Raw genomic sequence first — 16,340 nt, forward strand, 5'->3', positions numbered from 1 at the left:
TTGAATATTCTCAAATCAGAACGCAAACAAGTCATTTTAGAACGCATTCAGGCTCAGCAATTCGTCCGATTGGAAGAGTTAGTTGAGATTCTAGCAACGTCTGAATCTACTGTTCGTAGGGATTTAGATGAACTAGAAAATGAAGGCAAACTTCGAAGAGTGCATGGTGGAGCAGAAGCACCCGCCAATTTGCAACTGGAAGAGTCTATTCTAGAAAAATCTGTCAAAAACGTTCAAGAAAAAAGAGAGATTGCTGAACGAGCAGCTCAACTGATTTTGGACGGAGATGTGATTTTCTTAGATGCAGGCACAACCACAGGGGTACTGATTGATTATCTTCAACAGGAAAATCTGACAGTCGTGACCAACTCTATCCATCATGCGGTAAAGTTAGTTGAACGCAAGGTAAAGACCATCATCATTGGTGGTATTGTCAAGCAGTCAACTGATGCCTCTGTTGGTGCGATGGCATTGGAACAAATTCGACAGCTCAATTTTGATAAGGCATTTCTGGGGATGAATGGTGTGGATAAAAATTACTTTACAACGCCAGATATCGAAGAAGCGACCATCAAACGTACCATCATAGACAATGCAAAAGAAAGCTTTGTTTTAGCAGATGCGTCAAAAATCGGTCAATTCTCCTTTGCCAAAGTTGCAGCAATCGAAAAAGCCAACATTATATGTCAATCTTCGGAGAGCAGTTTGTTGGACATCATAAAAGAGAAAACGAGGGTAATCGAGGTATGATTTATACAGTTACGCTCAATCCAGCGATTGACTATATCGTTCGTTTAGAACATGTCGAGACGGGCAGTGTCAATCGTATGGAGAGCGACGATAAGTATGCCGGTGGTAAGGGAATTAACGTTAGCCGTGTTTTGAAGCGCTTGGGCTATCCGAATACAGCAACGGGTTTCCTTGGGGGATTCACAGGTCAGTTCATCAAAGATGGATTGATTGCCGAAGGAATTGATACTGATTTTGTTCAGGTTGATCAAGATACACGTATTAACGTGAAAATCAAAGCTGACCAAGAAACAGAAATCAACGGTTTGGGTCCGATTGTGACAGATACACAGTTGGCCGAATTAGAAATGGTCTTAGCAGGATTGACCAAAGAAGACACCGTTGTTTTTGCAGGTTCTGCACCAGCAAGTATTGGAAATGAAGTTTATAACAGACTGATTCCAGTGGCGAAAAAAGCAGGAGCGCAAGTTGTCTGTGACTTTGAAGGTCAGACACTTCTGGATTCACTTGCTCACCAACCACTCTTGGTCAAGCCAAACAACCATGAACTTGAAGCAATCTTCAATGTTGAGTTGAATGGCATTGCAGACATCGAGACCTATGCTAAGAAAATCTTAGATATGGGAGCACAGAATGTTATCATTTCTATGGCAGGTGACGGAGCCTTGTTGGTCACTCCAACAGCTACTTACTTTGCTAAACCAATCAAGGGGACGGTGAAAAATTCTGTCGGAGCTGGAGATTCCATGGTGGCAGGATTTACTGGCGAATACGTTCGCTCACAAGACCCTATTGAAGCCCTAAAATGGGGAGTTGCTTGCGGTACGGCAACAGCCTTTTCAGATGATTTGGCAAGTATCGAATTTATTAAGGAAACTTATGAAAAAGTTGAGGTAGAAACACTATGAAAATTCAAGACGTTTTGAGAAAAGATGTCATGTTGCTTGATTTGCAAGCGACAAGCAAGGAAGCTGTTATCGATGAAATGATTACTAGCTTGGTTGACAAGGGGTATGTGACTGATTTTGATGTATTCAAAACAGGTATTATGAACCGTGAAGCACAAACGACAACAGGTCTTGGTGACGGTATCGCAATGCCACATGCTAAGAATGCTGCTGTCAAAGAAGCGACTGTTCTCTTTGCAAAATCAAACAAGGGTGTTGACTACGCAAGTCTTGACGGTCAACCAACAGACTTGTTCTTCATGATTGCAGCTCCAGAAGGTGCTAACGATACACACTTGGCTGCCCTTGCGGAATTGTCTAAATACTTGATGAAAGCTGGATTTGCTGATAGACTTCGTGCGGCAACAAATCCTGACGAAGTGATTGCAGTCTTCGATACAGCTGAAGCCGCAGATAAGGCAGTTGAAGAAGTGGTTGCATCACCAAGTGGTGACCGTCCATTTATCGTTGCTGTTACAGCATGTACAACAGGTATTGCCCACACTTACATGGCAGAAGAAGCTCTTAAGAAACAAGCAGCTGAGATGGGTGTTGACATCAAGGTTGAAACCAACGGTGCTTCAGGTGTTGGAAACAAACTAACTGCTGAAGACATCAAGAATGCGGCAGGTGTTATCATTGCAGCAGATAAGGCTGTTGATATGCCTCGTTTCAATGGTAAACCATTGGTATCTCGTCCAGTTGCAGCTGGTATCAAACAACCAGAAGAATTGATTAACATCATCTTGGACGGAAAAGCCTCTGCATACACAGCGACAGAAGGAGCAGCTACTGTGGAATCTTCAGAAAAACTAAGCCTCGGTAAAGCTTTCTATAAACACTTGATGAGTGGTGTTTCTCAAATGTTGCCATTCGTTATCGGTGGCGGTATCTTGATTGCCCTTGCCTTCCTCTTTGATGGAGCTCTAGGTGTGCCGCAAGACAGCCTTGGTAGTCTTGGTTCATACCATGAAATCGCAGCTATATTCATGAAGATAGGTGGAGCAGCCTTCGGCTTCATGTTGCCACTTCTTGCAGGTTACATTGCTTACTCAATCGCTGAAAAACCAGGTTTGGTTGCAGGTTTCGTAGCTGGTGCAATCGCTAGTAGCGGTCTTGCGTTCGGTAAAATTCCTTACGCAGCTGGTGGTGAAGAAACGCTTGCTCTTGCAGGTGTATCATCTGGTTTCTTGGGTGCCCTTGTTGGTGGTTTCCTTGCTGGTGGTGTAGTGCTCGTTCTTCGCAACGCTTTGCGCAACCTTCCAAAGTCACTTCAAGGTTTGAATGCTATCTTGCTCTTGCCACTTTTGGGAACAGCAATCACTGGTTTCTTGATGTTCTTCGTTAACATCCCAATGGCAGCAATCAACACAGGTATGAACAACTTCCTTGCAGGTCTTGAAGGTAGCTCTGCTATTCTCCTCGGCCTTGTCCTCGGTGGTATGATGGCAGTCGATATGGGTGGTCCAGTCAACAAGGCAGCTTATGTCTTCGGTACAGGTACACTTGCAGCAACTGTTGCAGATGGTGGTTCTGTTGCCATGGCAGCAGTTATGGCAGGCGGTATGGTTCCACCGTTGGCAGTATTCGTTGCAACCCTTCTTTTCAAAGACAAATTCACACAAGAAGAGCGTAACTCAGGTTTGACAAACATCGTTATGGGTCTTTCATTCATCACTGAAGGTGCGATTCCGTTTGGTGCTGCCGACCCAGCTCGTGCAATCCCAAGCTTTATCGCTGGTTCTGCCCTTGCAGGTGCCTTGGTTGGTTTGTCAGGCATCCAATTGATGGCTCCTCACGGTGGTATCTTCGTTATCGCTTTGACATCTAATCCATTGCTTTACCTCGCCTATGTTTTGATCGGTGCGGTTGTATCAGGTGTCCTTTACGGAGCACTTCGTAAATCAAAATAAGTATGAAAACCTTGTCTCCGGGCAAGGTTTTTGATAGCTTTGGAAATGATACTCAATGAAAATCAAAAATAGCATAGGAAATGGAAATGAAGCCGAGGATAGAACTCTGTTACTATCTTGTTTCAAGGTAGATGAACGGGTGCGCTGGGGAATACATCTGTCAGGAATTAGGTAACTCTAAATAATAATATCTATCGAAATGTTTTTATAACAAAAAGATGGGTTTTTAGAAAAATATGCTATACTTATAACAAAGAAGAAACAAACGAAGGAGCTTTATATGTTTTGGAAAGAAAAACAAACTAAGTTTTCAATTCGTAAATTTAATCTAGGTGTTGCCTCTGTTATCATTGGTATGACTGGGCTCTTATATACTATACCCAACGAGGTTTTTAGTGCAGAATTGCCTGTACTTGCCCAGACCAATATAGCAAGAGAACAGATTTCCTATAAATATGTTCTTTATTCAGAATTAACATCGGATGAGAAAGCACGAATTCAGGCGACCATTCCAGCAAGGCAGGTAGGGAATACCCATACTTACTATATGGTCTATCGTCCAAAGGTCAATTTACCTCAAACAGGAAGTACCTTGCCTTTTGCAAGTAGCTTTATTGGCTTAGGGTTATTGATTATTGGTATATCCTTTACAAAAGATAGGAAAAAGCGACTTGTGAGGAGTTTGATTATTTTAACTGCTACAGGTAGTTTTTCGGTGGCAGCAATTTCTACAGGTAGCCTCTCTGGTTTCGATAAGCAATTTACCCTTGCCGTAGGGGAAGTTTTACCACAAGCTGTGATTTCTATAGATCAGCATGAATTTGTAGGTTTTATTTTAGAGGGGGATGTTAATTCTGAGACAGTCACAGTAACCGAAGCAGTTATCGATGAACAGAAGTCGTCGAGTGAATTAACATTACCAAATACCTTGGTTGATGAAGCCGTTAAACGATTGGAAAAAACTGGTTCGACTAGCATTGAAGAGAATCTTGAATCTCCAATTACAGAAGAAAGTCCTGCTTCTAATCAATCTGGTTCAACGCCTGAATCAAGTACGTCAGGCGAATCAGCTTCCGACACTCCAAATGACTCAGAAACACCAGTTACTTCGGCATCAGAAGGAGCTAATCCTAATCAACCAGCAGACTCTACCGTCCCAAGTGCTTCTTCATCTGATTTACCACAACAGCCAGAGAAAGAAGTTGTATCAGAGCAACCTGAAATCCCAGCGGAGTCAGAAGTTCCAGCTTCTTCAACACCGGAAAAAGAATCTGAGTCGAGTCAATCTTCATCTTCAACGGAATCAAATATTCCTGAATCTCCGACTACAGAAGAAAGTCCTGCTTCTAATCAATCTGGTTCAATGCCCGAATCAAGTACATCAGACGAACCAGCTTCTTTAACACCGGAAAAAGAGTCTGAGTCGAGCCAATCTTCATCTTCAACGGAATCAAATGTTCCTGAATCTCCGACTACAGAAGAAAGTCCTGTTTCTGACCAATCTGGTCCAACAACCGAATCAAGTACGTCAGGCGAACCAGCTTCCGATACTCCAAATGACTCAGAAACACCAGTCACTCCGACATCAGAAGGAGCTAATCCTAATCAACCAGCAGACTCTACCGTCCCAAGTGATTCTTCATCTGATTCACCACAACAGCCAGAGAAAGAAGTTGTATCAGAGCAACCTGAAATCCCAGCGGAGTCAGAAGTACCAGCCTCTTCAACACCAGAAAAAGAAGCTGAGTCGAGCCAATCTTCATCTTCAACAGAATCAAATGTTCCTGAAGCTCCGACTACAGAAGAAAGTCCTGTTTCTGACCAATCCGATTCAACGCCTGAATCAAGTACGTCAGGCGAACCAGCTTCCGACACTCCAAATGACTCAGAAACACCAGTTACTTCGGCATCAGAAGGAGCTAATCCTAATCAACCAGCAAACTCTACCGTCCCAAGTGATTCTTCATCTGATTCACCACAACAGCCAGAGAAAGAAGTTGTATCAGAGCAACCTGAAATCCCAGCGGAGTCAGAAGTACCAGCCTCTTCAACACCGGAAAAAGAATCTGAGTCAAGTCAATCTTCATCTTCAACAGAATCAAATTTTCCTGAAGCTCCAACTACAGTAGAAAGTCCTGTTTCTAATCAATCTGGTTCAACGCCCGAATCAAGTACATCAGACGAACCAGCTTCAGACACTCCAAATGACTCAGAAACACCGGTCACTCCGACATCAGAAGGAGCTAATCCTAATCAACCAGTAGGCTCTACCGTCCCAAGTGATTCTTCATCTGATTCACCACAACAGCCAGAGAAAGAAGTTGTATCAGAGCAACCTGAAATCCCAGCGGAGTCAGAAGTACCAGCTTCTTCAACACCAGAAAAAGAATCTGAGTCGGGTCAATCTTCATCTTCAACGGAATCAAATGTTCCTGAATCTCCAACTACAGAAGAAAGTCCTGTTTCTGACCAATCCGATTCAACGCCTGAATCAAGTACGTCAGGCGAACCAGCTTTCGACACTCCAAATGACTCAGAAACACCGGTCACTCCGACATCAGAAGGAGTTAATCCTAATCAACCAGCAGACTCTACCGTCCCAAGTTATTCTTCATCTGATTCACCACAACAGCCAGAGAAAGAAGTTGTATCAGAGCAACCTGAAATCCCAGCGGAGTCAGAAGTTCCAGCTTCTTCAACACCGGAAAAAGAGTCTGAGTCGAGCCAATCTTCATCTTCAACGGGATCAAATATTCCTGAATCTCCGACTACAGAAGAAAGTCCTGTTTCTGACCAATCCGATTCAACAACTGAATCAAGTACGTCAGGCGAACCAGCTTTCGACACTCCAAATGACTCAGAAACACCGGTCACTCCGACATCAGAAGGAGCTAATCCTAATCAACCAGCAGACTCTACCGTCCCAAGTGCTTCTTCATCTGATTCACCACAACAGCCAGAAGAACCTGCTAAAATCAAACCAGAGTTAGATGTAGCAATGCTGAAAGAGAATGTGGATGATAAGACTGTAGAACTAAGCTATACTTTGACAGATAATGATTCAGCATTTGTCAAGGCCATAGTATCTCTACACAAGGGAGATGAATTAGTCACGGAAAAAGAAATTCTAACTAAAGAAGAGCTGGCTAAGGTTCGATTTACTGATTTACTACTGAACACAGAATATAAAGTTAAAACACGATTTGCCTATAATTTAGGCAGTAATGATGCGGAAGAAGAACTTCCTACAGAAAAATTTGAACTAGAAAATAAATTACTGGAATTACGAGACTACAAGAGTATTGAGCTATATCAGGTGGATGAAAGTGGAGAAAAAACAAGAGTTACAGCCTTGAGCAATCTTCCAACTACTACAGAAAATTATCTTGTTAAAATTGCTACTGTAAACAATAAAGATATTTACCTCCCTGTCGACAACTTTGAGAATGATATCAATGGCATTAAGGTGAGCATTATTCATCCAAAATTAGTGAAATTTAATCAGAACAATCATAGTTTCGATGAACACCATACCTTTACAGTTGATAAGCTCGTTTTACAAGAGGGTGCCTACAGTAAATTTAGTGAATTAGTAGATGCCATCAATAACAATCCTAGTGGAACCTACTATCTAGCTGCGGATATGGTAGTTGATAAGTCGGTTTCAACGGACACCTACATTACCAAAGAATTTACTGGTAGTCTGAAGAGCCTGGGTGACCACAAGACTTATTCTATTTTGCAGTTGGATAGACCGCTTTTCAACACGCTCAAGAATGCTAGGGTAGAAAATATCTCCCTAAAAGATGTGGCGATTTCAAACGAGCAAACGGAAGTAGCTGCTCTAGCTAAAAAATCAGACAAGTCTATCATCGATAAGGTTTCTATTTTAGGAAATATTACTGCCAAACAAAATATTGCTGGCATTGTCTATAATGCCATAAACGGCACGACCATTAGTAATTCCATTGTTAATGTCAACCTGAGCAATACAGCAAATCATGAATCTTATCATATGGGTGGTGTTACAGGGATTTTAAATAGTTCAACCATTGATAAGGTGCGGGCTACTGTTGCGATTGATGCTAAAACTGCAAGTGGACGTGGACAAAAAATCGGTGGCGTAACAGCGGAGATGATAATGCTAACTCAGCAACCGATTATGACAAATGTCTATGTTACAGGTAAAATAGAAGCTAGCGCCCCAGCTGATACAGGTGGTGTGGTTGGCTTAGCTAGAATGTCTTTCTTGAATAATATAGCAACAGGTGCATCTGTCACAAATGGCGGGATCATCGCTTCGGGTCAAACTCAATCTGCTACAGTATGGTCCACCATAAGCAATCTCTATAGTGTTGAAGGTCATGCAGCAGGGCAACCAAATCCTACCATTCAGTCTACAAGCCTTTCTCAAGAAGCCGTGCTAGAGAAAATCAAGGCATGGGGAATTCCAACAACGCCAACCACGACAGGACAGGAAAATAGCGACGGTCAGTCGAATTTAGTGCAGACCATCGATTATAACCAGGTTCAAAATGCTCGGGCTGAACGAAGAACTGCCTATGAAAACACTGCTAAGTTGTTGCCATTCTATGATCGGAATACGATTGTTAAATATGGGAACTTGATTGATGAAACAAGCAACCTCTACAGCAAACCTATCCGATCTGTCCTTACCTTGACTGAGGATGGCATAGTAACAAATCTCTATGATCAACATGCTTCCTTGAATAAACTGCTGATCCATTTTGAGGACGGAACTTCAGAAATACTACCCCTAGTGTTTAAGGGAGAGTATGGCAACACCAAGGTTGTGGAATATCGTTTAGGCAATCACCTCCTCTATACACCAGAACAATTACTATCTCTGGAAACAAGTCTAATCGACGACCTAATTCAAGAATTTTCTCAAGTTGAACTCTATAGCGAAAAGATGGCCGAGGTCCTACATATCAAAACTGCAGACAAGCACGCCAAACTAAAAGACTTGTATTTAGATGAATCCTTTGCAGAAGTCAAAGCTAATCTCGGGGGTCATATCAAAGGTTTGTTGGCAAATAGACAGGTGGTTGATACCACAAGCAAGGCTGTCAGGGATGTCATTAAAAAAGAATTCTTGGCAGACAAAGAAAAAATCATGTTTGCACTTGCCTACCTCAATAGGCTATACGGTATTACATACGGAGATACCAACATCAAGAATATTGTGCTCCATCATGCAGATTTTTATAGTCGTCAGCTTGATACTCTTGACTGGTTGAAGTCCTTTACAGATAAGATAATCAAGGATACGGATGAGTATTATGTTTCACAAAATGGCTATGAAAATATGTATTTTGACAGATTAACACTTGCCAATAATGCAGCTATTCATAAGGAACGCTTTGGGCATTTATCTGGTCAACTCGGAACAGTTCGTGATTTCTTGGAATACAATAAGAAATTATTCTTGGGAGAAGTTGATTCAAGGAAGTGGTTCAAAGAAGCGACCAATGCCTTTGTTTATGAAATTCCATCAAATGTAAACTCGAGCATTGACACCAGTCTATATAGCCATTTGGGACGTATTCCACGCTATGAAAAATACTATTTGCCACTGCTGAATATCAAGGAAAAAGATGATATTTTTGTCCTGAGTTCTATGGCTACAGTAGCCTTTGGTGGTTATGGAAGATATGTGGATACAGCCTTGAAAAAGACCAATCCTGACCAGTATTACCAACATGTCCAGTCGGTACAGACAGGTCTGATACCAAAACATGCCAAACGCTTGGGTGACTTCTTGGATATGTGGTATCAGATGGCAGATTCTCATCTGAGAGACAAGTTTATCCAACGCTCAACTGAAATTTGGGATGGTTACTGGATCAAGGATTCAAATGCATTTGAAGAACCGAATGATAAACGTCGTTGGGCAGGTAAGTATGACCAGGAATACCGCTATGTACAGGAGTTAGCAGGTGCCTTGAATGAATGGCATAGAAAATCGACTGATAGCGCCTTTTCAGACACAGAAACCTTTGTTAAATTCTCCAATCGAGATATGCTATCTGATTTAGGAGATTCGACCATGAGCCATGAATTGATCCATAACTATGATGAAACCATCATATTGGACGGTCATAAGCGTCGTCCTGGTCAAGATGCAGAATCCTATGCTATGGGCTTGTTGCAGTCATCAGCTGGTGGGAGTATTTATTACTATGGATTTAACTTCATGAATGAACATAGTCCAAATACCCCACACAATGTTTCAAGTAGTCGTTTCAAAACAAAAGAGGATTTGCAAACCTATCTAAAAGGTGTCTTTGATGTTACCTACCTCTTGGATGCAGTCGAAATCCAAGCCATTGCTGCCAAGGGGAAAGAGGCTTATCCTCACTTCTTTAACAAGATAGAGTTGGTCCCAGCCAATGAAGCAACTGTCGGTCAGTCCCTTGGCTATCAAAATGCACATGACCGTATCAGGAAATTGAGTAATGAGGAACTGGCTAACTTGAACATTGCGACTATCAATGATGCCATTGACCATTCCCTAGTTGCCAAAACATCACTGTTACCAGAGCAAGACTATTTGCGTGAAAATTTGAAGAACTACTATTTCGTACCTCTCTATTATCCGATCTATGCAGGATTACAAAATGATCAAGGTACTGTTGGTGGTTTACAATTCCGTAAGACGGCCTTGGAGCTTCTAGCAGCAAAAGGTTGGGAAGAAGGCTTTATTCCTTATGCAACAGACAAGCTAAAAGCGGAAGCAGAGGCGGCAGGTCAGCCACTATCTGATCAGTTTATTTTTGAAAAACTATTTGCTAATCACTATACTGACTATGCAAGTTTCAAAAAAGCTATGTACAAGGAGCGCTGGGATAAGAAGGATAGACTGAAAGCCATCACGATTAGCTTCAATGGTCAGACTAAAACAATAGATAATATTGAAACGCTGAGCAGGCTGATGGCGGAGGCAGTTGATAAAGATTATCAGGCAGCTCAGAATGGTCAAATAGGATTTAATCGCCAAGGTTTGAAAGATGCTATTTTGAAAGCCTATGTCGGTTTGACAGATAGCTTCACATCTTCGATATTTACTGACTGATCTAGATCTAGTTATGTTTTTTAGTCTACTTGGCTCTTTTAGGAAGAAGTTGAAAGATAGTATTTTCAGCTTCTTCCTTTTATTTTTCCAATTATCTACTAAATTATGGTATAATGAGCATAGTATTGTTTTTAGGAGAATTTAGAAATGGAAATCGTTCGCGAAAAAGAATTTGTCAATCAGTATCACTTTGATGCACGTAATCATGCCTGGGAAAAGGAAAACGGGGTGCCAGAAACCAAATTAAATGTTGATTTCCAACTACTTGAACGCAATGAGGAAGAAAATAAAACGTCAATGATTACTATTTTACGTTTTATCATTGTTTTGAATCATTTTGTAATCTCAGGTGCTATGAGCCAAGCTGTTCATCTACAGGGACGTTATGTTAATGAACCGACTGAATTTACTGATGAAGAAAAACGAACCTTAGTTGAGCCGCTATTGGATATGCTAAAACGCATGACCTATGATGTCACAGAAATCGCTTTTGATGCACCAGGGGTAAATTTGGAGTTTTAATATGAAATTAGCAGTTATTACTGACTCATCAGCTGTTTTGAATGTTCAAAGTATTGAGCGGGATGACCTGTTTGTCCTAAGCATTCCAGTCAGCATTGATGGGGAAAATTATATCGAAGGGCAAAATTTGACGGTTGAGGAATTTTATCAAAAAATGGCCTCTTCAAAAGAATTGCCAAAAACCAGCCAGCCAAGTTTGATGGAATTGGAAGAAATTCTTAGTAGCTTGAAAGAAAAAGGATATACCCACGCGCTAGGTTTGTTTTTATCATCAGGTATTTCAGGTTTTTATCAAAATATTCAATATTTGGCTGATGAATTTGACGGTCTGACAGTTGCCTTTCCAGATACAAAAATCACTTCAGCACCTTTGGGCATGATGGTGGAGAATGTCCTTAAATGGGCTGATGCAGGACTAGGTTTTGAAGAAATTACAGACAAGTTAAACCTAGAAATTGGCAAGACAACTGCCTTTATCATGGTTGATGACCTCAATCACTTGGTAAAAGGTGGTCGCTTGTCCAATGGTGCAGCCTTGCTTGGCAATCTTTTGAGCATCAAACCGATTCTGTATTTTACAGGTGAGGGTAAGATTGAAGTTTATGAAAAAGTTCGGACGGAGAAGAAAGCCATTAAGCGTTTAATCGAAATTCTCCAAGAACAAACCAATGAAGGACAATTTCAGATTGCTATTATTCACGCCAATGCACCTGAAAAGGCTGAAAACTTTAAACAGCAATTGGAAGAAGCAGGTGTCGGTAGCGATTTGCCAATCGTGTCATTTGGTTCAGTCATCGGTACACACTTGGGAGAAGGGGCAGTAGCCTTCGGTATTTCTCCCATTATTGAATAGGAGTTTTCATGACAATTAAGGTAATTATCGCAGGATTTAAAGGAAAAATGGGCTCAACGGCTGTTGAGATGGTCAAAGGTGACGCAGAACTTAGTCTCGCGGCCTTGGTGGATCCATTTGCGACAGAAACAGAAGTGGACGGAGTTCCTGTTTTCAAGACCAAAGAAGAAGTTGCCAGCCTAGAAGCTGATGTCTGGGTGGATTTTACAACGCCAAAATTTGCCTATGAAAACACCCGCTTTGCCTTGGAAAATGGGTTCGCACCTGTGGTTGGTACAACGGGCTTCACCCCAGAAGAAATCGAAGAATTGACTGCCTTGTCTGCCGAGAAAGGCTTGGGAGGCTTGATTGCTCCTAACTTTGCTATTGGCGCCATCTTGCTCATGCAATTTGCAGCTCAGGCAGCCAAGTATTTCCCAAATCTTGAAATCATCGAATTGCACCATGACAAGAAGAAGGATGCACCGAGCGGAACAGCTGTCAAAACGGCTGAACTCATTTCCCAAGTCCGTCAGTCACAGGCTCAAGGTGCAGCAGATGAAGAAGAATTGATTGCTGGAGCTCGTGGGGCAGAATTTGACGGCTTCCGTATCCACTCAGTACGCTTGCCAGGTCTTGTTGCGCATCAGGAAGTGATCTTTGGTGCACAGGGAGAAGGATTGACTATTCGTCATGATTCTTACGATCGCATTTCCTTTATGGGCGGTGTCAACCTCGGCATTAAAGAGGTAGTCAAACGCTCACAACTCGTTTATGGTTTGGAACACTTATTATGAAATTACACAATCTGCCTTCTGAGTTTCAGGAGGCTTTGCCGATTTTAGAGAAAATTAAAGCAGCTGGCTTCGAGGCTTATTTTGTTGGCGGCTCCGTACGGGATGCTATTTTGGGCAGACCTATTCATGATGTCGATATTGCGACATCCAGCTACCCTCAGGAAACGAAACAAATCTTTTCACGGACTATTGATGTCGGAATTGAACACGGTACGGTGCTAGTATTAGAGGGGAAAAAGGAGTATGAAATCACGACCTTTCGGACAGAGGAGGAGTATGTGGACTTCCGCAGACCGAGCCAGGTTTCTTTTGTGCGTTCCTTAGAAGAAGATCTCAAACGCCGCGACTTCACGGTCAATGCCTTTGCCCTGGATGAAGAAGCACGAATTGTTGACCTCTTCGATGGGATGACCGACTTAGAAAACCGCACCCTACGGGCTGTAGGCATCCCGGCTGAGCGTTTCAACGAAGATGCCCTCCGTATCATGCGTGGATTTCGCTTTGCAGCGACCTTGGACTTTGAGATTGAGCCGACGACCTTTGATGCCATGGTCCAAACCGCACCGCTATTAGAAAAAATCTCCGTGGAGCGCAGTTTTATCGAGTTTGATAAACTTTTGATGTCGGATTTTTGGCGAAAAGGCTTGCGCGCTATGATTGATTCCAAAGCTTACAATTTCTTGCCTGATTTAGCTGGAAAAAGTGATGAATTAGAGACCATGCTAACAAGTCTGACAGAGGAATTTCGCTTTTCAACTTCTGAACAAGCTTGGGCCATGCTCTTTGTCTGCCTAGGTATTGATAACATCAAATCCTTCCTGAAAAAATGGAAAACCAGCAATGATTTCCAACGCACTGTGGTTAAACTGGTAGAAATTTACCAATTTCGCCAAGCAGGACCTGTTACCAAGCAAATCTGTTTCAAGTATGGCAAAGAATTTTTGTACTTAGTAGAAGAACTCCGTCAAGCACAAGGTTTGACTACGGATTTTGCAGCAATTGATAAGATTGACCAAGCCTTGACTATCCATGACAAGCATGAAATTGTTGTCAATGGAGGACATCTGATGCAGGCATTTGACCTCAAACCAGGTCCAGTATTAGGAGAGCTACTCAAAGAGGTGGAATTCCAGATTGTGGAAGGACAGCTGGAAAACGAAGAGCAAGCGATTATGACATTTGTGAAAGGAATTTTAGAGAATGAGTGATTTTATCGTTGAACACCTGACTAAATCTGTCGGAGATAAAACGGTCTTTGCTGATCTGTCTTTCATCATCCATCAAGGCGACCGAATCGGGATTATCGGAGTCAATGGTACAGGAAAGACGACTTTGTTGGATGTTCTGTCAGGTCGCATCGGTTTTGACGGAGACGTGTCGCCTTTTCGCACTAAAAATGCCTATAAAATCGCCTATCTGACCCAGGAACCTGATTTTGATGAAAGTAAGACGGTGTTAGACACCGTTCTTTCTTCTGACCTCCGTGAAACCCAGCTGATTCGTGAATACGAATTGCTCTTATCTCATTATGATGAAGCCAGTCAAGCAAGACTGGAGAAAGTCATGGCAGAGATGGATTCTCTCAATGCTTGGGAGATTGAAAGCCAGGTTAAAACAGTTCTTTCAAAACTAGGCTTGACAGACCTCAACAAAACCGTTGCTGAGTTGTCAGGTGGTCTACGTAGGCGAGTGCAATTGGCCCAAGTTCTCCTTGGCAATGCTGACTTGCTCTTGCTGGATGAACCGACTAACCATCTAGATATTGATACTATTGAGTGGTTGACGACTTTCTTGAAAAATACTAAAAAGTCAGTTCTCTTTATTACCCACGATCGTTATTTCTTGGACAATGTGGCGACTCGGATTTTTGAATTGGACCGCGCCAGCTTGACGGAGTATCAGGGCAATTACCAGGACTATGTTCGTTTAAAGGCAGAACAGGACGAGCGAGATGCCGCCCTTCGCCATAAGAAAGAGCAGCTCTACAAACAAGAGCTGGCTTGGATGCGCAGACAACCTCAAGCTCGTGCTACCAAGCAACAGGCTCGTATCAATCGTTTCCATGACCTCAAAGGCGATTTAGCCAATAAGATAGACGATAGCGAACTGGAAATTAATTTTGAAACCTCTCGTATCGGTAAAAAAGTTATTAACTTTGAAAATGTCAGCTTTTCCTATCCTGACAAGCCCATTTTAAAAGACTTTAACCTGCTCATTCAAAACAAGGACCGTATCGGTATTGTTGGTGATAATGGTAAAGGAAAATCTACCTTACTCAATCTAATCGCAGGTGATTTGCAGGCAGACAGCGGTAAGATAGATATTGGTGAAACCATCCGCATCGGTTATTTTTCTCAGACCATCAAGGGCTTGGACGAAAGCAAGCGGGTTATCAATTTCTTGCAGGAAGTGGCAGAAGAGGCTAAGACGACATCTGGTATGGTTTCTATCGCAGAACTCTTGGAGCAATTCCTCTTCCCACGTAACACCCATGGTACCCTGATTGAAAAATTGTCTGGTGGGGAGAAGAAGCGACTTTACTTGCTGAAGATTCTCTTGCAACGGCCTAATGTTCTCTTACTAGATGAGCCGACTAACGACTTGGACATAGCGACTTTGACAGTGTTGGAGCATTTTTTGCAGGGCTTTGCTGGTCCAGTCATTACCGTTAGTCACGACCGTTATTTCCTAGATAAGGTAGCCAATAAAATCTTGGCTTTTGAGGAGGACGGTATCCAGACTTTCTTTGGCAACTACACAGACTATCTGGATGAGAAGGCCTTTCTGGCTTCCAGCTCTGCCATTTCCTTGGAAAAACCAAAGGAGAAAACCGAGAAGGTCAAAGAGAACAAGAAGCGGATGTCCTACTTTGAGAAGCAGGAATGGGCATCCATCGAAGAAGATATTGCTGGCTTGGAGGAGCGGATTGCGGAAATCGAAGAGGAAATGCTAACCTGTGGGAGTGATTTTACAAAATTGTCCGACCTGCAGAAGGAATTGGATGAGAAAAACGATCTGCTCTTGGAAAAGTATGAGCGGTATGGGTATCTGAGCGAGTTGGAGGGATAGATGAAAGTTCTTGTCATGTCATATATGGTCATCTATCTCTTGGTGACCTTGGGAGCGGCTTTGTTTAGCTATTTTAAGACCAAAAAGATGAATGCTTTACGCTTGATATTTACGGTTTTATCCATGCTCTTGCTGGCTGTCACGCTTTATTTTTACAGTCAGTCTTATCATGCTGTTCAGATGGTTGGATTTGCTCTAGGCTTTACCTTTATCTCCACCCTCTTTCTCTACAATGGGACCAAGGAAGGTAGTAATTTTACAACAGTTATGCTCTTTTCCATTGGAAGGTTTATCTTACATATTCAATTTTTAATTTTGCTCTATCTTTTTAGATAGGGCATTTTTTATACTCACAAATTTATGAAAAGGCTTTACGCAAACCTTTGCATTGTGATATAATAAAGAAAATACATT

Annotated in this window: 10 protein-coding genes; all 10 read left to right on the forward strand. The window is 42.1% G+C overall.

The features are described from left to right. The 10 genes from ODU55_RS03100 (at position 1) to ODU55_RS03145 (ending at position 16,262) form a co-directional block, all read left to right on the forward strand. On the forward strand, positions 1-750 hold the full coding sequence (locus tag ODU55_RS03100) for a DeoR/GlpR family DNA-binding transcription regulator (RefSeq protein ID WP_398581834.1): 750 nt from the start codon (positions 1-3) through the stop codon (positions 748-750). Next, positions 747-1,658: a 1-phosphofructokinase gene (gene pfkB, locus ODU55_RS03105; protein ID WP_398581835.1), complete on the forward strand. Its 912-nt coding sequence runs from the start codon at positions 747-749 to the stop codon at positions 1,656-1,658. Before ODU55_RS03100 ends, pfkB begins: the two co-directional genes overlap by 4 nt. Beyond that, positions 1,655-3,610 carry a fructose-specific PTS transporter subunit EIIC gene (locus ODU55_RS03110; protein ID WP_398581836.1) on the forward strand — a complete coding sequence of 652 codons (1,956 nt, stop codon included), beginning with the start codon at positions 1,655-1,657 and terminating at the stop codon, positions 3,608-3,610. Before pfkB ends, ODU55_RS03110 begins: the two co-directional genes overlap by 4 nt. Before the next feature lie 280 nt (positions 3,611-3,890). Further along, positions 3,891-10,706: a ZmpA/ZmpB/ZmpC family metallo-endopeptidase gene (locus ODU55_RS03115; protein WP_398581837.1), complete on the forward strand. Its 6,816-nt coding sequence runs from the start codon at positions 3,891-3,893 to the stop codon at positions 10,704-10,706. 147 nt (positions 10,707-10,853) lie between these two features. Then, positions 10,854-11,228 carry a DUF1149 family protein gene (locus tag ODU55_RS03120; protein ID WP_029187224.1) on the forward strand — a complete coding sequence of 125 codons (375 nt, stop codon included), beginning with the start codon at positions 10,854-10,856 and terminating at the stop codon, positions 11,226-11,228. A gap of 1 nt (position 11,229) precedes the next feature. Next, positions 11,230-12,081: a DegV family protein gene (locus ODU55_RS03125; protein WP_398581838.1), complete on the forward strand. Its 852-nt coding sequence runs from the start codon at positions 11,230-11,232 to the stop codon at positions 12,079-12,081. Between the two features lie 8 nt (positions 12,082-12,089). Then, a complete protein-coding gene (dapB, locus tag ODU55_RS03130; RefSeq protein ID WP_136647686.1) occupies positions 12,090-12,857 on the forward strand; it encodes a 4-hydroxy-tetrahydrodipicolinate reductase in 768 nt (255 codons plus the stop codon). Then, positions 12,854-14,065: a CCA tRNA nucleotidyltransferase gene (locus ODU55_RS03135; RefSeq protein WP_398581839.1), complete on the forward strand. Its 1,212-nt coding sequence runs from the start codon at positions 12,854-12,856 to the stop codon at positions 14,063-14,065. The genes dapB and ODU55_RS03135 overlap by 4 nt, the downstream gene beginning before the upstream one ends. After that, the gene (locus tag ODU55_RS03140) at positions 14,058-15,926 is read left to right on the forward strand and encodes an ABC-F family ATP-binding cassette domain-containing protein (RefSeq protein ID WP_398581840.1); all 1,869 of its coding nucleotides are present in this window, start codon (positions 14,058-14,060) and stop codon (positions 15,924-15,926) included. Before ODU55_RS03135 ends, ODU55_RS03140 begins: the two co-directional genes overlap by 8 nt. Next, positions 15,927-16,262, forward strand: a complete 336-nt coding sequence (locus ODU55_RS03145) for a hypothetical protein (protein ID WP_398581841.1) — start codon at positions 15,927-15,929, stop codon at positions 16,260-16,262. The last annotated feature ends 78 nt before the right edge of the window (positions 16,263-16,340 follow it).

It is taken from the genome of Streptococcus sp. 2022WUSS037 (genome assembly GCF_044427225.1).
Lineage (GTDB): Bacteria > Bacillota > Bacilli > Lactobacillales > Streptococcaceae > Streptococcus.